18 protein-coding genes and 1 tRNA gene are annotated in these 19,724 nt (G+C 45.3%); 12 read left to right on the top strand and 7 right to left on the bottom strand.

Annotation, left to right across the window (positions count from 1 at the left end):
* Positions 1-167: 167 nt before the first annotated feature.
* Both OW491_RS17250 and OW491_RS17245 read left to right on the top strand, forming a co-directional pair.
* Positions 168-995, top strand: a complete 828-nt coding sequence (locus OW491_RS17250; RefSeq protein WP_290037131.1) for a DUF2971 domain-containing protein — start codon at positions 168-170, stop codon at positions 993-995.
* Between the two features lie 380 nt (positions 996-1,375).
* Positions 1,376-1,693: a hypothetical protein gene (locus OW491_RS17245; protein WP_290037130.1), complete on the top strand. Its 318-nt coding sequence runs from the start codon at positions 1,376-1,378 to the stop codon at positions 1,691-1,693.
* A gap of 223 nt (positions 1,694-1,916) precedes the next feature.
* On the opposite strand, the gene OW491_RS17240 is transcribed toward OW491_RS17245, so the two are convergent.
* The 5 genes from OW491_RS17240 to pspF form a co-directional block, all read right to left on the bottom strand.
* Positions 1,917-2,004 (bottom strand) — tRNA-Ser (locus tag OW491_RS17240).
* Between the two features lie 109 nt (positions 2,005-2,113).
* Positions 2,114-3,289 carry a chromate efflux transporter gene (gene chrA, locus OW491_RS17235; RefSeq protein ID WP_290037129.1) on the bottom strand — a complete coding sequence of 392 codons (1,176 nt, stop codon included), beginning with the start codon at positions 3,287-3,289 and terminating at the stop codon, positions 2,114-2,116.
* A gap of 121 nt (positions 3,290-3,410) precedes the next feature.
* Positions 3,411-4,640, bottom strand: coding sequence for a cell division protein FtsZ (gene ftsZ, locus OW491_RS17230; RefSeq protein ID WP_075172628.1), 1,230 nt, complete (start codon positions 4,638-4,640; stop codon positions 3,411-3,413).
* A gap of 87 nt (positions 4,641-4,727) precedes the next feature.
* Positions 4,728-6,050 carry a cell division protein FtsA gene (ftsA, locus tag OW491_RS17225; protein WP_290037128.1) on the bottom strand — a complete coding sequence of 441 codons (1,323 nt, stop codon included), beginning with the start codon at positions 6,048-6,050 and terminating at the stop codon, positions 4,728-4,730.
* A gap of 457 nt (positions 6,051-6,507) precedes the next feature.
* Entirely contained in the window at positions 6,508-7,620 is a 1,113-nt protein-coding gene (pspF, locus tag OW491_RS17220; RefSeq protein ID WP_277253389.1) for a phage shock protein operon transcriptional activator, read from the bottom strand.
* Positions 7,621-7,834: 214 nt separating this feature from the next.
* Here pspF and pspA point away from each other — a divergent pair, with 214 nt between their 5' ends.
* From pspA to OW491_RS17205, 3 genes are all read left to right on the top strand, one after another.
* Complete coding sequence (gene pspA / locus OW491_RS17215; RefSeq protein ID WP_075172631.1) at positions 7,835-8,500, top strand: phage shock protein PspA; 666 nt, start codon at positions 7,835-7,837, stop codon at positions 8,498-8,500.
* Between the two features lie 71 nt (positions 8,501-8,571).
* The gene (gene pspB / locus OW491_RS17210) at positions 8,572-8,811 is read left to right on the top strand and encodes an envelope stress response membrane protein PspB (RefSeq protein WP_075172632.1); all 240 of its coding nucleotides are present in this window, start codon (positions 8,572-8,574) and stop codon (positions 8,809-8,811) included.
* A gap of 16 nt (positions 8,812-8,827) precedes the next feature.
* Complete coding sequence (locus tag OW491_RS17205; RefSeq protein ID WP_075172633.1) at positions 8,828-9,271, top strand: PspC domain-containing protein; 444 nt, start codon at positions 8,828-8,830, stop codon at positions 9,269-9,271.
* A gap of 75 nt (positions 9,272-9,346) precedes the next feature.
* On the opposite strand, the gene rmuC is transcribed toward OW491_RS17205, so the two are convergent.
* Positions 9,347-10,714: a DNA recombination protein RmuC gene (gene rmuC, locus OW491_RS17200; protein WP_290037126.1), complete on the bottom strand. Its 1,368-nt coding sequence runs from the start codon at positions 10,712-10,714 to the stop codon at positions 9,347-9,349.
* A gap of 4 nt (positions 10,715-10,718) precedes the next feature.
* The gene (locus OW491_RS17195; RefSeq protein ID WP_075172635.1) at positions 10,719-11,069 is read right to left on the bottom strand and encodes a hypothetical protein; all 351 of its coding nucleotides are present in this window, start codon (positions 11,067-11,069) and stop codon (positions 10,719-10,721) included.
* Positions 11,070-11,301: 232 nt separating this feature from the next.
* Here OW491_RS17195 and OW491_RS17190 point away from each other — a divergent pair, with 232 nt between their 5' ends.
* From OW491_RS17190 to gcvP, 7 genes are all read left to right on the top strand, one after another.
* Positions 11,302-11,940: a class I SAM-dependent methyltransferase gene (locus OW491_RS17190; RefSeq protein ID WP_290037125.1), complete on the top strand. Its 639-nt coding sequence runs from the start codon at positions 11,302-11,304 to the stop codon at positions 11,938-11,940.
* Between the two features lie 52 nt (positions 11,941-11,992).
* Complete coding sequence (locus tag OW491_RS17185) at positions 11,993-14,299, top strand: YdbH domain-containing protein (RefSeq protein ID WP_290037123.1); 2,307 nt, start codon at positions 11,993-11,995, stop codon at positions 14,297-14,299.
* A gap of 20 nt (positions 14,300-14,319) precedes the next feature.
* Positions 14,320-14,523 (top strand): YnbE family lipoprotein, encoded by a 204-nt coding sequence (locus tag OW491_RS17180; protein WP_290037121.1) that lies wholly within the window; start codon positions 14,320-14,322, stop codon positions 14,521-14,523.
* Positions 14,524-14,535: 12 nt separating this feature from the next.
* Positions 14,536-14,868: a YdbL family protein gene (locus tag OW491_RS17175; protein WP_075178342.1), complete on the top strand. Its 333-nt coding sequence runs from the start codon at positions 14,536-14,538 to the stop codon at positions 14,866-14,868.
* Positions 14,869-14,908: 40 nt separating this feature from the next.
* Positions 14,909-15,442: a disulfide bond formation protein B gene (locus OW491_RS17170; RefSeq protein WP_215152246.1), complete on the top strand. Its 534-nt coding sequence runs from the start codon at positions 14,909-14,911 to the stop codon at positions 15,440-15,442.
* Between the two features lie 25 nt (positions 15,443-15,467).
* Positions 15,468-16,496 carry a lipid A deacylase LpxR family protein gene (locus OW491_RS17165; protein ID WP_290037120.1) on the top strand — a complete coding sequence of 343 codons (1,029 nt, stop codon included), beginning with the start codon at positions 15,468-15,470 and terminating at the stop codon, positions 16,494-16,496.
* Positions 16,497-16,761: 265 nt separating this feature from the next.
* On the top strand, positions 16,762-19,656 hold the full coding sequence (gene gcvP / locus OW491_RS17160) for an aminomethyl-transferring glycine dehydrogenase (RefSeq protein ID WP_290037118.1): 2,895 nt from the start codon (positions 16,762-16,764) through the stop codon (positions 19,654-19,656).
* Positions 19,657-19,724: the final 68 nt, after the last annotated feature.

The following is a 19,724-nucleotide window of genomic DNA, read 5'->3' as shown; positions in this document are numbered from 1 at the left end:
AAACACCATTTCAATGTCGTCGACAGGAGGAACGAATGTAGAAGAAGGCTTAAATCTAATATTTAATAGAGTGTAAGTTGACGGGTCGACCTTGCAGACGCTGAAAACACAACTCCGTTAAACTAACATTAGGAATAAGTTACGCCGCACCAATAGGATTATTCGCAATGGCTAATAGCGTTTACAGATTTAGAGCCCTGAATGAAAACGATTTAATAGCGCTTGAAGAAGGATATTTTTGGCAGTCCACAGCCTGTAATTTAGATGATGAATTTGAACTAAACGTAAAAGTTTGTGTTAAACCTCCAAATATTAATACCCAGTATAAAAGGTACTCATGCCTCGTCAATAAGAGCAAGGACGATCCCAATACGCCATTGTTGGCCCTAAACTACTTAGTTAAGGATGAATACCTAGTACAACGATTCATCGAAAACGAGATGTCGCGATACGAGAACAATAGCCTTAATATCAGAAAATTTTCAGGCATCGTTTGTTTCACAAATAACGACACATCAACACACATGTGGAACACCTATGGAGCTGAGTACCGCGGTGCTGCATTTGAATATGATTCCGATAAACTTTTTCCAGATAATCTCGCAGGTCATGACTGTTACTTCGGTGAAGTCAAATACAAGCACATGAGCGCCCCTAACAAACTAAATCCTATCTGGCCCTACTTGGTAGAAGGAGAACGAAGGACGTTACTCGAAAAAGCCGTTTTACGGAACCTACTTGGAACTAAACGGATTGAGTTCCTACCTGAAGCAGAGACTCGACTTTGTATTGTACGAAGCGCAAAACCACAGTCACAGGACTGGCAGAAAGTTAAATACCAAACTAAAGCTATAAAAAAAGTTTCATTTGGCCACCTTGCTCAACCTGAGATAATTGATCGAGTAACAAGTTTTTTAGGCCCTGACGTCGAGTACTGGGTTACGGAACCGCCAAAGCATGAAAACCAAGAAAAAATCAACATCATAAGACTTTAGCGAAATAGAAAGAGTAGCTATCTTCGCTAGTGGGGATACGTCGCGTTACGTTGGACTGCACCACAATCGAAAGCTACAAACGTTTGATCTATGCAGAGTGGTCAAATGGCAAGGATTTGAACTGTCGCATGGTAGAGCTTGGCGCTGCTTGGGTCTCAACGCAAGAGTGATGATTATTACGTGGCTGAGAACGACGCAGCGAACCAACAGCGCGGACTTTGAAAGACGCCGAGTACCAAAGTAATACCATCTTGGAAATGGTGCAAAGCTCCAACGCAACAAGTAAAAGTAGAAACTGGAATGAAAATTGCTTAAGAAATTGGAACAAATACCTTACATGCTTGTCTAAAATTTCGAATCAACTATACAGGCAAATTAATATGACAGACATGCTAGGTCATTATCGTTTTTATGTTTCCGTAGAGGACAACACATCTCACAAAATGCTACCAACACGCTACGAAGGTTACGGTGCTAGCCCACGAGAGCTAATCCGTGAAGAGGATGGCAGCCTTTACATCCAAACTCTAAGCTTGGTGTATCACTCTAAGGCTGATCGGACGCCGCAATGGGTTAATGCAGGCAAACTATCTGAAGTTCAAATTTGTGAAATTGAAGACACTTACCCTCCAGAATCACGAGAGAAGTACAGACGCGTTTTTAATGCCGAGAGCCCTTACCACTTCGACAAACTCTAACAAAATAACAGCGTCGATCTAGCTGTACGACGCGCAGGTCTAAAACCTTCTAAACGACTAACCTAAGGCTAACTTCCCTAATTCCCCCCTACAATCAGTATGAGACATAAAGCGGGAATCAGGAACACCGAATTCCATTAAAAGAATAAAAAAAAACTTATGACGGGTCGAAAAACAAAATTAACCAAAAAGGAATTTTAAAACAATAGATTAGGACATCTAATGGCGGTGAGGGAGGGATTCGAACCCTCGATACCTTGCGGTATACACACTTTCCAGGCGTGCTCCTTCGGCCACTCGGACACCTCACCGTTATGAGGCGCGCATAGTAGCATACTGACTACTAACTGCAAATAAAATAAGCAGTTTTCGCCTACTCTTCGCGCCTTGTATCGATGGTCGGGCTTAACCGATTATCCGCTAGCCAGCAAAGGCTACCAATCCGCTAACACCAGCCACGAGAACAACTCGCCACACAGGCCACTTTAGTGAACACAGCAACCACCACAGACCCACAACAACGGCCATATCCATAGCACCGTTTACCGTGCCTACCCAAACAAAGCTGTACAAGGTAGCTGCTAATAAGCCGATAACACCTAACTGAACACCACCTAAAATGCCGCGAAGTGTCCGGTTACTGCGTAGGTTTTCCCAGTGGGGTAGTACAGCAAGCAACAACAACCAGCCTGGTAAAAATATAAGGATTGTTGCAATGACACCGCCTAACACACCGCTACCCAACATAACGCCTAAATAGGAGGCTAAGGTAAACATAGGCCCTGGTATGGCTTGAGCAATGCTGTAACCGGCTAATAGCTCACTGGCCATAACAGTACTCGTTATACTTTGCTCGGCACTGAGCAATGGCAAAACGACATGGCCTCCACCGAATACAGTTGCACCCACGCGGTAAATGCTTTCTAACCACGCCGTAGAGGGTAGCAACCATGAAGCAACCAGAAGTAGTGCCCATCCAGCCACAAATGCAATAGCAGCCATCTGGCTCACTTTAGCGCCAGAAGTACTTTTTTCAGATAGATCAGAGTGGGTCTGGTTGTAGATTTTAGGCTGCATAAATAAATAACCCAGCCAAGCGGCGAATAACAATATGATCAGCTGTGCTGCCGCACCGGGTAATAGTAAGACCGCTATAGCCGTACCGGCAACCAAAGCACTGTGCCAATGGCTCTTAATAGACGCTCTGAGCATTTTTAGAATAGCATCCGCCACAACTACAACGGCCAGCAGTTTAAAGCCGTGTAAGATGGCCTCTAAGTCATTACTGAGCTGCGTAGTCATCAACAATGCAAAGGCGATCATTAGCAGCATGGACGGCAACGTAAACCCAGCAAACGCCACTAAGCTTCCCAGAACACCACGTTGTTGATAGCCAATCGCCATTCCGGTTTGCGAGCTAGCCGGGCCGGGCAAAAAGTTACAAAGAGCAATTAACTCCAGATATTCTTGTTCTGAAAGCCACTGCCTTTTATCAACGAATTCGCGTTGAAAATAACCTAAATGCGCTACAGGTCCACCAAAAGACCAACAACCTAGCCTAAAGAAGATAGAGAAAATTGAAAACAAACTGCGCATAGAGCCCCCTTTTTTACTGTTATTTTTCCATGGGTGAGTGACGACTATATGACATATACAAAAAAAGGCCACTCAAAGAGTGGCCCAAATAAAGCACCTGAAAGGTCGTTAGACCAGTAGATTAGTCAGCCTGACGACGAAGGAAGGCCGGAATATCTAGGAAATCCATATCGTCAGTGCCTGTTTTCTTCATGCCGGATTGCATCATGTCGTTCTCTTGCTCTGGTGCAGCAGCACGCTGACGCTCATCCGCTCGATTACGTAAAACGGTTGGCAAATCCAGTTGGTTAAAATCTGAACGGCTGCTCGATGGTGCAGAGTGAGAATGTGATGGCGAAGAGGAAACAACACGCGATGTTGTTCCACCATTAACCACCTTTAATTCTTCGGTTTGCGCCTGTCCAAGCCCTGTAGCAACGACTGTGACTTTAATTTCATCACTTAGCTCGGCATCAATAACCGTGCCGACTACAATCGTCGCGTTTTCAGAGGCGTATTCTTCAACAATACTGCCCACTTCAGAAAACTCACCCAAGCTTAAATCTAAGCCAGCTGTAATGTTAACCAAAATACCGCGAGCGCCTTTTAAATCAACATCTTCAAGTAGAGGGCTGTTAATCGCCGCTTCCGTAGCAATTGTCGCGCGATCATCACCACGCGCTTCGCCTGTACCCATCATTGCCATGCCCATTTCAGACATAACAGTGCGAACATCTGCAAAGTCGACGTTGATCATACCTGGACGGGTAATTAGATCGGCGATACCTTGAACCGCACCACGCAGTACATCGTTTGCTGTGTTGAATGCGTTAATAAGGCTACAGTTACGACCCATTACTTGCATGAGTTTTTCGTTTGGAATGATGATTAATGAATCAACATTCTCTTTTAATTCTTTGATCCCCTCTTCAGCGATCTTCATTCGCTTACGGCCTTCGAACGGGAACGGCTTAGTAACAACCGCTACTGTAAGAATGCCAAGCTCTTTAGCAACTTCGGCCACGATTGGGGCAGCACCTGTGCCCGTACCACCGCCCATACCTGCTGTGATAAAGACCATATCAGCGCCAGTAATCATTTCGGCAATACGGTCTTTGTCTTCAAGCGCGGCTTCACGACCTACTTCTGGGTTAGCGCCTGCGCCTAAGCCTTTAGTCAGCTCTCCACCAATTTGGATAACCGCCTTAGACAGCATATTTTGTAGTGCTTGAGAGTCTGTATTAGCACAGATAAACTCAACGCCTTCAACATCAGCGGTTACCATGTGTTGCACGGCGTTACCGCCACCGCCACCTACACCAATCACCTTAATGACAGCGCTTTGTGGCAAACTATCAGCTACTTCAAACATGATCTAATCTCCTTCAGGTCCGCGCCTACAACGTCTACTGCGCGAGTTATCTCTAGTTATGTAATCCAAGCCAGCACTATTACTGACTTAGAAATTCCCTTTCAGCCAATCTTTACATCGGCTTAGCAACCCCGGCCCTTCGTTAACCGGTTTTACCTTTCGTTCCTTCTCTGTTCGTTTTTCAGACGGCGTATCGGCTTTTAAATTTGTTAAACGGTCGTCATTCATTTTCGGGACATGTGCTGTGGTCGCACTACTGCTGGCTTGGCCGCCCTGTGCGGCGTAATGCAGCAACCCCATCCCTGTTGAAAATATAGGGTTTTGTAAAATATCATCCATACCCCGAACGCCCTGCGGCATTGCCAAACGAACGGGCATATGAAAGATTTCTTCCGCTAATTCAACAACACCTTCCATCTTTGCGGTGCCGCCAGTTAAAACGATGCCCGAGGGTATAAGATCCTCAAAACCGCTGCGACGTAGCTCAGTTTGAATTAGGGTAAATAATTCGTCATATCGAGGCTCAACCACTTCGGCTAGCGCTTGGCGCGATAGATCCCGAGGCGGTCTGTCACCTACACTAGGGACTTTAATCGTCTCATCTGCATTCGCCAGTTGAGCCAAGGCACAGGCATACTGAATTTTAAGCTTCTCAGCGTGCTGCGCAGGTGTTCGCAATGCCATGGCGATATCATTAGTTACTTGATCACCAGCAATAGGAATCACACCCGTGTGCCGAATAGAACCTGCCGTAAATACCGCGATATCGGTAGTGCCACCGCCAATATCGACCATGCAAACGCCTAGCTCTTTCTCGTCTTCGGTCAGCACCGCGTAACTGGACGCGAGCTGTTCCAACACCACACCATCGACTTCTAAGCCACAGCGGCGCACGCACTTTTCAATATTCAAAATGGCATTAGTCGCGCCTGTTACTAGATGCACTTTGGCTTCTAGGCGAACTCCAGACATACCAAGCGGCTCTTTAATGCCTTCTTGGTGATCAATTAAATACTCCTGCGGCAATATATGCAGGATTTTCTGATCTGCCGGAATTGCCACTGCACTGGCAGCATCAATTACGCGCTCTAAATCGTGTTCGGTTACTTCGCGTTCACGAACGGCAACAATCCCGTGAGAGTTCATGCTGCTGATGTGGCTACCAGCGATACCCACCGTTACCGAATGGATCTTACAACCGGCCATTAATTCAGCTTCTTCTACTGCCCGCTGAATTGATGTAACTGTTGACTCGATGTTAACAACGACACCTCGTTTGAGCCCACGGGATGGATGAGAGCCGATACCGACTACTTCAACTTGGCCATCCGCCAATACCTCCGCAACTAGACACACCACTTTTGAAGTGCCTATATCAAGTGCGACGATCATATTATGCTCAATTTCCATCTTAGCGACCGATGATTAACTCGTGAAAGTACGTTAGTAATAAGTAATTTGTAAATTATATGCTATCTGGTGTTTAAAAACAGCTGAAACCGCAGCGTTTACATTAAGTATAAATGTACAAAAAATCACCAGTATATGCCAATACTAAATCGGCAATTATTTATAGAACTTTAACGTTTTATTGTTATTTCAATGAGATAGCGATCTCTTTATTTTTCAAACTTTGCTAAAAAACTAAAAACTTCCGCCAAAAAACCACCGGTTATTTTTTAACCAAAATCAAAATCCTATTTTGAAAAAAACGTACATATCAAAACTTAATTTTGATTAATATATAAAATATCAATATTTGATTTTGATTATTCATAGAAATATCAAAAACCAATTATGATTAAATCTCTCACAAAAACTCATTCACTTTTGGGTTTTATAGCTCACCAAAAACCAAGCGTAAACGCTAGTCACCCTGCTTATTCATCCGCTCAATAAACCTTTTTAAAGGTATCATTTTATATTTACGAAGCTGTGATCTTAGCTGGTGATATGTCAAACCCAACCTATCAGCTGCCATTTTTTGGTTATAGCCGCTCACTTGTAGCGCTTCTATGAGCAAGCGCTGCTCCAATCCCCTAACCTGAGTTTCTAAATCTGCCGCTTCATCCTTTTGCGCCTCCCACTGAGGTTTATTTAAGTTGGGACGTTCAGTGGCGTCCGGCCCGTTGGGCGAAGCCGAGATAACCGTCGACTGTTGTGAAGAATCAATATCGGCTCCTACTGCAGACGAGACATGCCAAGGTGCGATAAAGGGGTTAATCACCATGGTTTCAATTGCCCGCTCGTGATTTGACTCACGATACACACTGCGCTCTACAGCGTTTTTTAGCTCTCTTACATTGCCGGGCCAAGCGTAACTCAACAGGTCATCTTGTGCGGCGGCGGAAAAACCGGGGAAATACTCGCGCCCTAACTCAATGCACATGCGCTGGGCAAAGTGCTCAGCCAACAACAAAATATCATCTTGGCGATGGCGCAAGGGCGGGATATGAATCACATCAAATGCTAGACGATCTAAAAGGTCCGCTCGAAAAGTCTGCTCTTCTCGCATGTTTAATAGGTCTGCATTGGTGGCCGCTATTAACCGAACATCGGCCTGCAAAGTTTGCTGCCCGCCTACACGCTCAAACTCACCATATTCAACAACACGTAATAACTTCTCTTGTACCATTAATGAGCTGGTACCTAACTCATCCAAAAACAAACTTCCGCCTTCAGCCCGTTCAAACCGCCCTACATGACGCTTTGAGGCCCCTGTAAAAGCTCCGGATTCGTGTCCAAACAATTCACTTTCAAGCAAGTTCTCATTCATTGCGGCGCAATTGAGTTTGAGAAAAGCTTGATCCCAGCGTCCCGACAAAAAATGAATCCGCTCTGCGACTAACTCCTTACCCGTTCCCCGCTCCCCAATAACCAGCACGGGCTTATTTAATGGTGCCAATCGCGAAATTTGGTCCATTAGATCAAGCATCAGGGAAGATTCACCTAATATTTTTGTCTTATCACTTAGCCTCATAAACTAAAATTTAGCATTAAAAGCTATAAATTAGCCATAAAAACCAACCATAAATCAAAAAAACATCCTACCAACAACTAAAATCTATATAAATCAGCAACTTAAAAACATGGCACAGTTATAGCTGGGTACCTAACATCAACACATCTACCCCGACACCTGTTTTGCCGGGTGTGTTTAACCAAAAAGGCGATAACAGCCACAGGAGATTCACATGGGTATCTTTTCTCGTTTTCAGGACATCATTAACGCGAACATAAACTCTTTATTGGATCGCGCTGAAGATCCGGAAAAAATGATCCGCCTCATGATTCAAGAAATGGAAGAAACACTGATTGAGGTACGCTCAACTTCCGCCAAAGTATTGGCCGATAAGAAAACATTAGAACGCCGCATGGCGGCTCTTGAAAAAGAAGCAGACACCTGGGAAGAAAAAGCTGCTTTAGCTTTACTAAAAGACCGTGAAGATTTAGCGCGTGCTGCATTAGCAGAGCAATCAGCTGCAAATGAGACCTTAGAGATTGCAAAAGAAGAATTGCTTGCGTTAGATTCGCATGTGCTTGACCTCAATAGCGAAGTTGCGCAGCTACAACAAAAGCTAAACGATGCAAAAGCTAAGCAAAAATCTATGCTAGCACGCGAACAAACAGCACGATCTAAGCTTGAGATTCGTCGCCGCTTTAACCGTGACAAACTGAATGAAGCGTTCGAAAAGTTTGAACGTTATGAAAGAAAAATGGACGATATGGAAGCGGAAGTCGAAAGTTACGATATAGGCAGCAAAGACTTAGCCGATGAAATCCAAGACCTAGCCCGCGACGAAAAGGTCGATCAAGCGCTCGAGCAATTAAAAGCGCGCATGAGCCAAAAAGCAAAATAAATGCGGCTCACTTTAATGGTAATGGGTGGGAGTTATGCTTGCTCCCTCCCTCTAACGAGTGGTGATCAATAATGTCCAGTTTTGTGTTCTTTTTTGTTCCGACGGTCATTTTCCTCGGCTTAGTGCTCCCTTTATGGTTGGTGCTTCACTATGCCGCTACATGGCGGGCTTCTAAAGGGCTCTCTGAGGAGGACAAACAAACACTGGAGGCGACATTAAACGAACTCGATCGCGTAGAAGAGCGCCTTCAAACCCTCGAAACCATCTTAGATGCCGAGCAGCCTGATTGGCGTGATCGCCATTCTGCCTAGGAAAAAGGAGTACTTTATGTTTGATGCTAAAAACCGCGGTTGGGATATCGACCTATTCAGAAGTCGACGTTCTCGCTGGATTGCCGGAGTATGTGGTGGTTTAGCCGAGAATATGAACTGGTCACCTACTGGCTTACGAATTATAGCGATACTATTGTTTATGTTTACCGGGTCTTTTGCTTTCTTAGCCTACATTGCAGCTTGGTTTCTTATAGCAAGCCGCTCCGAGGCTCCTTATGCTGGACGGACTTATAACCACGAAACGCCCCCTAAAAATCCAAACGGGCCGCAAAATATTAAACAGAAAGTATTTAGCCATAAAGAAGCCGCCACCAGCCGCATTTACGAAATACGTGACCGACTCAGCTCAATAGATCAACGTATTCGCGCGATGGAAACGCACGTTACTTCTAAAAAATACCAATTCGATCGTGAGTTACACCGCACTCAAAAACCGTAAGCTGATCCAGTCTTACGCCCACTAAAAAGCCGCATGAACGCGGCTTTTTATCAATATTCCAAACAACATATTCAGCTAGTGATCGATTGCCTTATCTTGCAAATTTTTCGGAATCTCTTTTTTACCGGAAACCCCCAGCTCATTCAGCTTCATCGCCTGCTGAACCAGATTGCCACGCCCCGTCGATAATCGACCATAAGCCTGTTCATAGGAATCTTGGGCGCGATGCAGGTGCTTACCGATATCCTCCAACGACTCCACAAATATCACAAACTTATCGTAAAGGTCAGCTCCCCGCTTCGCTATCTCTTGCGCATTTTGGTTTTGGTGCTCATATCGCCAGATGTTTTGAATCGTTCTAAGAGTGACCAATAAAGTGGCAGGGCTCACCAACATAATGTTGCGATCAAATGCAAAACGAAATAATTCCGGATCATTTTCTAAAGCCAATAAAAATGCGCCTTCAACTGGAACAAACATCAACACAAAATCGAGGGATCGCACACCTTCTAGTTTTTCATAAGCCTTGTTGCTCAGGCCTCTAACATGATTGCGCAACGAAACTTGGTGCGATTTCAGGTGATGCTGTCTAACCTGCTCATCATCACTGGAGCAATATTGTTCGTAAGCCGTTAGCGAGACTTTAGCATCAACAATGACATCTTTGCCGTCAGGTAGATGCACAATCACATCCGGCTGATAACGTTGCTGTTGATCCTTTAAAGTAACCTGCACCTGATATTCATGACCTTTGCGCAAACCCGATTCTTCTAAAACCCGCTCAAGAATAACCTCACCCCAATTACCTTGAGTTTTACTCTCGCCACGCAGCGCTTGTGTTAGGTTGATCGCATCTTGACTCATCTGCTGATTCAGCTGCTTTAGCTGATGAATCTCGGCATGCAGCGCCCTACGCTCCTTGGCCTCTTGTACATACACATCTTCTACTTTGCGCTTAAAATCTCCTAGCTGCTCGCGCAAAGGCGTGAGTACCATACCCATTTCTTTTCGACTATTTTCAGAGAAACGCTGCGATTTTTCATCAAAGATCTGGTTCGCTAAATTTTGAAACTCCTGCCGCAGCTGGTCACGCGCCTCACTCAGCAAGCGTATTTTCTCTTCATGACTTGCCCTCTCAGCTTGATAACGCGCGTCCATTTCAGCCATTTGAGTTTGTCGAATAGACAGCTGCTCGTGCAGTTCACCATTTTCATAAACAAGCTGTTCGAGTTTATCTTCCAACTTAGCAGCTTGCCGGCCTTGCTCTTCGTAACGCACTTCATTTAATCGATATTGCTGCAATGATTCTTCTAATGTCTGCTGCGCAGCCATCCAGCGCGAACGCTGCACTAACAATATGAGTAACATAACAACAAGCACGCACAAGCCGACAATCAGTGCCGCCACCAAAGAGGAATCAGCTAATAATGACGATAACGTCATGTCTTCACCAGTAATAGTAGAGAGCAGCGATCGCAACGATAACCAGTAAAGTCATCAAACTCAGATTGATCAAATCGCTCCATAAACGCTGAAAAAACACGAAATGCACAACCGGAAAGCTGATAAACACACATACGAGCGGAATCCACCACTCCAGCTGACGCATACCGTAAGCTAACGCCCCCACCAGCGTAAGAGCCGCCAAGTTGCCAGCAAATACAACGGCAACCTGTGCATTGCGGCTAGCTAATCGTCCTGTCTTTTGTTCTTCAGGTAGTTTATTAATATCCCGAGCACTCAGCGCAGCTGACATTGCAACGAAGCCCGAAAACAAAAAAACAAATAATGGTTCCACAACGAAAACTCCAACAACTGATGAATAAGCGGGTGATTGTAGATCAAAACGCAGTTCAACCCTATATGCGTCTTCATATAGCGTACATAAGGGTGCGATAAGCTAGCGTTTAAAACAATTTAGAGTGGTATCATATTACCCAATAGCCGCGCACAGCCGCGTAACCCAAAACACGCAATTCAGCACCAAGCTGATTTGCGAGTCACATACTGTTAAGAGAGATCCCGCAACAATGGAGTACTTGGTTAACGAAGCCGTAGAAGATTATGCCTTTTTAAACACAAGCGAAGAGCCCGCTTTACTAAAAGAGCTAATCGATGCAACTAACCAAAATATGGGCTGGCCTCAAAAACTTTCTGGCCGCCTAGTAGGCCGAACGTTAAAGATGCTGAGTGCGATACATCAACCCAAGCGTGCATTAGAGATTGGTATGTTTACTGGCTACTCGGCTCTGTCTATTGCCGAAGGCATGCCAGAGGATGGAAAACTAATTTGCTGCGAGACTAACCCTCGCGCTATTGAGTTTGCCCAAACATTTTATGATCGCAGCGAACACGGGCACAAAATAGATGTAATTTTCGGCCGTGCCTTAGATACATTAGCCACACTTGATGGCCCATTAGACTTTACATTTATTGACGCCGACAAACGTAATTACCTGAATTATTGGTTGGCTGTTAAAGAGCTGACTCGACCGGGTGGCTTGATCATTTTAGACAACGTGCTTTGGTCAGGTAAGGTAGTACAACCTGAATCAGAAATAGATGACACCTTAGTGGAAACTAACCGTATTATTGCGGCTGACCCTGACTTTGAGAATGTATTCTTAACCGTGAGAGATGGCTTGAACGTAGTCAGAAAGCTTAGGTAATCCCCAACAAACAACCCCTATGATGTTGATATAAGTAGTAAGGAGTAACAGGTTGAAAAAATGGATTTTAGCAAGCCTGACAATATTGATAGTTATCCCAGTGGCGCTCTATTTAGCCTTACCCTTTTTGGCGAGCAAGGCTGTAGAAAGCTGGTTAAGCGAACAAGGATTTGACGATCCGCATTTCGATGTCGCTTACCCCACTAACCGTGAGCTACTGATCAAACAGTTAGAAGTCACCAAAAACACGCCGGACCGCCATTCCACACTCAAAGCAGGGCCTGTTACCTTACATTACAGACCTTTAAGACTGCTGTTTTCAGGGACGTTTGAGCGGATAACTATCCCCGAGGCTTCAGTTGTCATCTCGACAAAGGATCTCAACCAATCGGAAAATATAGCTAACACTGAAGCTTCTGGATTCGCTGTAGAATTAGCAAACTTCTTACCCTCTTTTTGGATAGAGCAAACACCGGCTGCCGAAATTTTAATTGGCCAATTGACGACTACCTTGCAGTTAGGATCGCGCCCAGACATTAAACTGGTGGGTAACATTGCCCTGCAAAACCAACAACTGTTTAGCCGTGTAGAAGGCTACTATGATGCTCAACCTTTGGCCCGTGCTGACCTACATTTCACGGCCAACGACCGCTTCTCGTTTTCGCTATTACACGACAACCAGTCCGTTATCGATATAGAAGGCAGAGCGGTCGAAGACGAAAAAGCTATTCTGATTGCCGCCAACCATGAAACTAATCTAGCTAAAGCTCACGAGCTGCTATGGCAGATTCCCGGCTCTATTGCTCAAATTATTCCTGGTTTTACCGGCGCCCTAAAGGGCCGAGCAAAAATCAGTTTGCAGCGCACGCTGACCCAAGACACAACCGCCTGGCTGCAAGCATTAAGTTTTGAGGACAGTAGCAAAACAAATATTGTGGCGCTGTCTCCGCTAGAAACGATAAAAGTAGTGAACCTCAACATAGAAACCGAAACACAATTGACCAATGACAAAGGCTTGCAAGTCCAGGTTACACCTAAAAGCAAAATAACAGCACTCAACTTAGGCAACAATGATTGGCATATCGACAAACTCGACTTCACTACCCAAAGCCCGATTACGGTGAATTATTTTGATAAACTTACCGTGTCACCATTTCGCATCAGCCTGGCCTATAAAGATGCTCAATTTGGTGTAATGACACTTGCTAGTGAACCCATTGAGCTCGATATCCAATCTGTTAACGCCGCCAAGCAAACTTTCTCTGCAGGCTACACTCTTAAAGAGCTTAAAGTACAGTTAGGTAAAGATCCTATACCGCCCTTTTTTGCAAAGGGCCTTTTCACCTTTACACCAGATACTCTGAAAACCAGCTACTTCTTTGTTAACGAGCCTTTAGATATCGATCTATCCGGTGACCTTTCATATGTGATTAATAACAAGCTACTTAAAACCAACTGGCACCTTAAAGAAATACCAACCAATGAGCTGCCGCTTAAATGGCGCAACTACCTCCCCTTTAAATGGCCTATCGACATACAAATTGGCGAAGGGTTCTACAGTCAAAACGGCGCTCTCAGTTGGTGGGACGGTACGCTGGATGGAAAGATCAATCACCTGATGCGTGATCTTCATGTAATGTATCAAAAGATTGCTATCGAAGGCATTAACGCCAAGAGCACCACCTTTTTGCGTGACAAACGAATCGATGAACAAGGCACATTGACCGTGAAACAGGTTGAGCAGGGTTATTCTTTGCAAAAACTAAACGCCGAATACCGCATCAACCAACTTACGTCTAAAGACCCCATCATTAACATTAACGCCCTACAAGCTGAGCTATTAGGCGGCACGTTAACAGCAACTCCTTTTTACACTACGTTTAACGATATGAATATACGTACCGATATTGAGGTCAGTGAACTTTCGTTAAACCAACTACTCCAACTTGAGAATCAACCCGGCTTAACAGGCCAAGGCCTATTGAGTGGGCGAATTCCCTTAACCTACCATCAAGGCAAACTAGCGGTTAAAGCAGGAGATATCAAAGCGGTACAACCCGGAAATATCCGCTACGAACCAACGGATAATGTGCGACAAATGGGGCAAAATAATCAAGGATTGGGGATCGCACTTAATGCGTTGTCTAATTTTAATTACACAACATTAAGCGCCAATGCCAATTATCAGAGCAATGGTGATTTGTTGCTGCAAACGCAACTATCGGGTAGCAACCCTGATTGGAATAAGGGACAACCGGTTAACTTCTCAATCAACATAGAAGAAAACTTGATACAGCTTATGAAGAGTTTGCAATTTGCTGACAAATTAGCAGAGCAACTTCAGCATAAAAAACAATAACAAGGCGGCGGAGCTAACTAATGTTATTACAAAAATACAGCGTGCCTACAACCATTTTACTCACCTCGCTATTACTGACAGTAGGGTGCTCACCTAAGGTACAAGTCGAAGTCCCTAATGAGCCAATTACTATCAACCTCAATGTTAAAATTGAGCACGAGATTCTTGTTAAAGTTGATAAAGAAGTCGACACCCTACTCACTAATCAAAAAGATCTATTCTAGGGAAGCATCATCATGAAGATAAAACACATTGCGAATACCTTATTCTTATCTTTGCTGCTTTCATTACCCGCTTTTGCTTTGAGCTTAGACGCGGCAAAAAGCCAAGGGCTCGTAGGGGAAACCCCACAAGGATACATAGCGGCCGTGAGCGCTAATGCCGACAGCTCTGTTAAGCAGCTGGTAGACAGCATCAACACTCAACGTAAAGCGGCTTATCAAGAGAGCGCTACCAAAGCAGGAGTAGCTACCGATATTATCGCCAAACGTATGGCTCAACGGCTTTACCAAAGAGCTGAGTCAGGAGAGTACCTTTTACAACCCGACGGTCGCTGGACCAAACAGTAATTACTTTTTCCATCTGCCCTATACTAATTAAGAGGTTTATATGGCAAAGCAGAAAGATTCCGGCTTTTTTACGTATCGGAAATTACATTTTTTGGGCTTAGTATTGTCGGGGTCTTCTGTTGCCGTTGCTGCCAGCTCCCTCAGTAATGAGCTTGGCGATATTCAATGCGCTGCTTGTATTGCTATTCGCTTTTGCTTGCTGTGCTTAACGTTTATTTTCTTACTGGGCTTTATCATTAACCCTTGGAAATTTGGCCAACGCTTACTGGGTTTTTGTAGTGTCCTGCTTGCCACCGTGGGCTTGTTACTCACCGGGCGGTATCTATGGTACGCACCGGATACGCCGACCCCTTCGGACTCTTGCAGCTTACAACTCGACTCCTGGCTCGGTTTACTACCCAATAATTCCGAATTGATGGCTTTTTTTACCGAACAGAATGAATGTCTTCCAACGACAACAAATTTCTTGGGTTTATCGCTCCCACAGCTTACATTACTGCTATTTATACTATTGTGTATTATTAGCTGGCGAATTGTGCTCCGAAGTCCTCGTCAGCGCGTATCACTGTTTTAAATACAGTTCCTAGCGATGGAAGACTATGAAAAAGCAAATTAGCGCTGGATTATTAGCCATATTACCTACGATTAGCTATGCCGCTGATCCATGGACATTTAATACCTACTTTGAAAACGACCTATTTGATGGTACTGATCAAAGTTATACCAACGGCGTTCGTTTTTCATGGGTATCGCCCGACCTCGACAACTACCTTTTAGATGAGCGTATCCCACTTTGGCTGCGGCGCATCAACGCACAATTTAGCCCCCTATACCCCGTTACAGAAAGCTACACAGATAATGTCCAAAGAAAGCTCATTTTTACCATTGGCCAAGAGATGTATACGCCAACGGATAAAAAACGCAAAACAGTCGATCCTGACGACCGCCCTTTTGCCGGTTGGCTTTATGCTGGGTTTGGTTATCACGCCAAAACTGATAACAAAATGAACTCAGTTGAGGTCAACTTAGGCGTAGTAGGCCCTGCCTCCTACGCCCATGAAACACAAGATTTTATCCACGACCTAAGAGGCATAGAAACCTTCCAAGGTTGGGATAACCAATTGCGTAACGAGCTAGGCATACAAGTTGTTTATGAGCACAAGCATCGCTTATACAAAAACACTTTGCATAACGATATCAGCTACGACTTTATTACCCATGCGGGCGGCAGTGTAGGTAACGTTGCAACCTACGGCAACCTAGGCGCTGAATACCGAATTGGTTGGAACCTCCCTGATGACTTTGGTACCTCAGCCTTGCGTCCTGGTGGTGATAACAGCGCACCGGGAAACAGTGACCCTCGACTGCGTTATGAAGGTCGCGGTATTCATGGCTTTGTATCGATTGATGCGCGCGCAGTTTTACACAACATCTTTTTAGATGGAAATACCTTCACGGATAGTCACTCAGTTGACAAAGAGTATTTTGTAGCCGACGCGGCCATCGGTGTGTCGGCAATCTATGATCGTTGGAAAATATCGTACGCGCATGTTCACCGCACAAAAGAGTTCAGGTCTCAGAAAAAACCACAACGTTTTGGTTCTATTAGCATTTCTTACTCCTATTAAGTAAAAAGATACGCCCTACACTACCTTCTATTTTTTTGCGGCAGATAATTCAAAAACTGCCGCAAAAAAACCTTTAAATTCAATTAGTAGGCACCTAGATGCAAACTCAGATCTAATTTTCCTTTCTTAAATTCCAGGAAACAAAAGTTTCCTATAGGAAATTTCTACTTTTTTACCATACATCCGGCTGCGGTTTTGCGCTATCATTGGCCCAATTTCGTATCGCTAATCAGCGGCTATCAGACCCAGTCAGGATTCAATACTCATGAGCGAAACCTCCCGTCCGTTAACTGACCTGCAGAACCGATCTGCTTTCATCGAACGCCACATAGGCCCATCGCACGACGAACGCGATGCCATGTTAAGCGAATTAGGCGTAGATACGCTGGATACCCTAATTGATCAGACAGTACCCGGTAGTATCCGAGTGAAAACCCCTATTCCACTAGATACTCCACGGACGGAAGTTGAAGCACTGGGTTACCTTAAAGCAGTCGCGAGCAAAAATATAATCAATCGTTCTTTGATTGGCATGGGTTACACTGACACCATTACACCTAACGTCATTCTACGTAATGTATTGGAAAACCCAGGTTGGTACACAGCGTACACACCTTATCAACCTGAAGTATCACAAGGTCGCTTAGAAGCCATCCTAAACTACCAACAGATGGTATTAGATTTAACAGGCTTAGACTTAGCTAACGCCTCCTTGCTTGATGAATCAACCGCCGCGGCCGAAGCGATGACATTGTGCAAACGCATGTCTAAAGCGAAGCGCAGCAACCTCTTTTTGGTTGATGAAAACCTACACCCACAAAACATCGACGTTATCCAAACACGCGCTGAGCCGCTAGGTTATGACGTGATCGTTGGTGACTTAAACACCTTATTAGACGAGCACGAACCTTTTGGTGTTGTAGCTCAATACCCCGGCACTCACGGTCAAGTCATCGACCTAACCAGCCTCATTGAAAAAACGCATGACAAAAAAGCACTGTTCTGTGCAGCTGCCGATATCATGAGCTTAGTGATGCTTAAATCACCAGGTGAAATGGGTGCGGACGTTGTATTTGGTTCGGCTCAACGCTTTGGCGTACCTATGGGGTATGGTGGTCCGCATGCCGCATTTTTCGCGACTCGCGATGCCTACAAGCGCTCTGTTCCTGGTCGCATTATTGGTGTCTCAGTGGATACGCGTGGCAAAAAAGCATTGCGTATGGCCATGCAAACGCGAGAACAACATATTCGCCGTGAGAAAGCGACATCGAACATTTGTACCGCGCAAGTATTGCTAGCTAACATGGCTGGTTTTTACGCGACGTACCACGGACCTGAAGGCCTTAAAACCATTGCGCAACGTATCCACCGTTACACGGATATTTTGGCAAGCGGCTTAGAAAATAAAGGTATCAAACTGGTTAACAGTACCTGGTTCGATACCCTCACCATCGATTTAGGTGCTAACCGAGACGCAGTTTACGGCAAGCTACTGGATGCAGGCATCAATACACGTAAAGTAAATGATACCCAGCTAGGCATGACGTTTGACGAGCGTACAGACGATGCTCTTATCCTAGACTTATTCGCTACCATCATTGGTGCAGATCATGGCCTATCGGTTGAAGCCCTTGATAAAGCTCGTGACTCAATCCCAGCCGAATGTGTTCGCCAATCAGCCATACTGACGCATCCTGTTTTCAACAGCTATCACAGCGAAACAGAAATGCTGCGCTATCTCAAGCAGCTTGAAAATAAAGATATCTCTCTGGCAAATAGCATGATTGCACTCGGCTCATGCACCATGAAGCTAAACGCTACCGCCGAGATGATCCCTGTAACCTGGCCTGAATTTGCTAATATTCACCCGTTCGCTCCATTGGATCAGGCAGCGGGTTACCAGCAGATGCTAAGCGAACTAGACGAGATGTTGAAAGCAATTACCGGCTTCGATCACATCTGCATGCAGCCCAACTCCGGTGCTCAAGGTGAATATGCGGGCTTATTAGCCATTCGCAACTTCCATTTTGCCAATGGCGATCATCACCGCAACATCTGTTTGATCCCATCATCAGCACACGGTACCAACCCCGCTTCAGCTGCGCTAGCCGACATGAAAGTAGTCGTAGTGGCGTGTGACGAAAAAGGGAATGTGGATGTTGATGACCTGCGCGCTAAAGCCGAGCAACACAAAGATGACCTTAGCTGCTTGATGATTACCTACCCATCAACACACGGTGTTTATGAAGAAGGAATCCGCGACATTTGCCAAATTATCCATGATAACGGTGGCCAAGTGTACATGGACGGCGCAAACTTAAACGCGCAAGTGGGCATCTCCCAACCGGGTGAAATCGGTGCAGACGTCTCACACATGAACCTGCACAAAACTTTCTGTATCCCACACGGTGGCGGCGGCCCTGGTATGGGTCCTATCGGTGTTAAAGCACATTTAGCGCCTTTCGTTGCGAACCACGCCGTACAAACCATTTCAGGTGGCCCGAAAGCCGGTAATGGTGCCGTTTCAGCAGCACCATGGGGCAGCGCAAGTATCCTACCTATCTCATGGATGTACATCAAAATGATGGGTGGCGAGGGCCAACGCCTAGCGACTGAATACGCTATTTTGAATGCTAACTACTTAGCTAAAAAATTAGCTGAGCACTACCCTGTTCTTTACACTGGCCGCAATGACCGCGTCGCACACGAGTGCATCATCGACCTGCGCCCATTGAAGGAAGCATCCGGTATCAGCGAAGAAGACGTCGCTAAACGCCTGATGGACTTCGGCTTCCACGCACCGACTATGTCGTTCCCGGTACCGGGCACACTCATGATCGAGCCAACCGAGTCCGAATCAAAGGCCGAACTCGATCGCTTTATCGAAGCCATGGCACAAATCCGCAGCGAAATTGCCCAAGTCGAACACGGTGAGCTAGACGCCGAAAACAACCCACTCAAGCATGCGCCACACACAATGGACGATTTAGTGGATTCAGATTGGAACCGCCCTTACACCCGCGAACAAGCAGTATTCCCAGCACCATTCGTACGTATGGGTAAAGTATGGCCAACGGTGAACCGTATCGACAACGTATACGGCGACCGTAACCTGTTCTGCTCGTGTGTGCCGATGGACGCTTATGACACGGCTGAGTAATGATTAACCCAACCACTGGTTAAATCATATTTGATGATAAAGAGCTGCCCCAATAGGTGGCTCTTTAT

Source organism: Neptunomonas sp. CHC150 (genome assembly GCF_030397555.1).
Taxonomy (GTDB): domain Bacteria; phylum Pseudomonadota; class Gammaproteobacteria; order Pseudomonadales; family Balneatricaceae; genus Neptunomonas; species Neptunomonas phycophila.
Note: the sequence above shows the minus strand (reverse complement) of the source record. Positions and strands in the feature narration are given on the sequence as shown.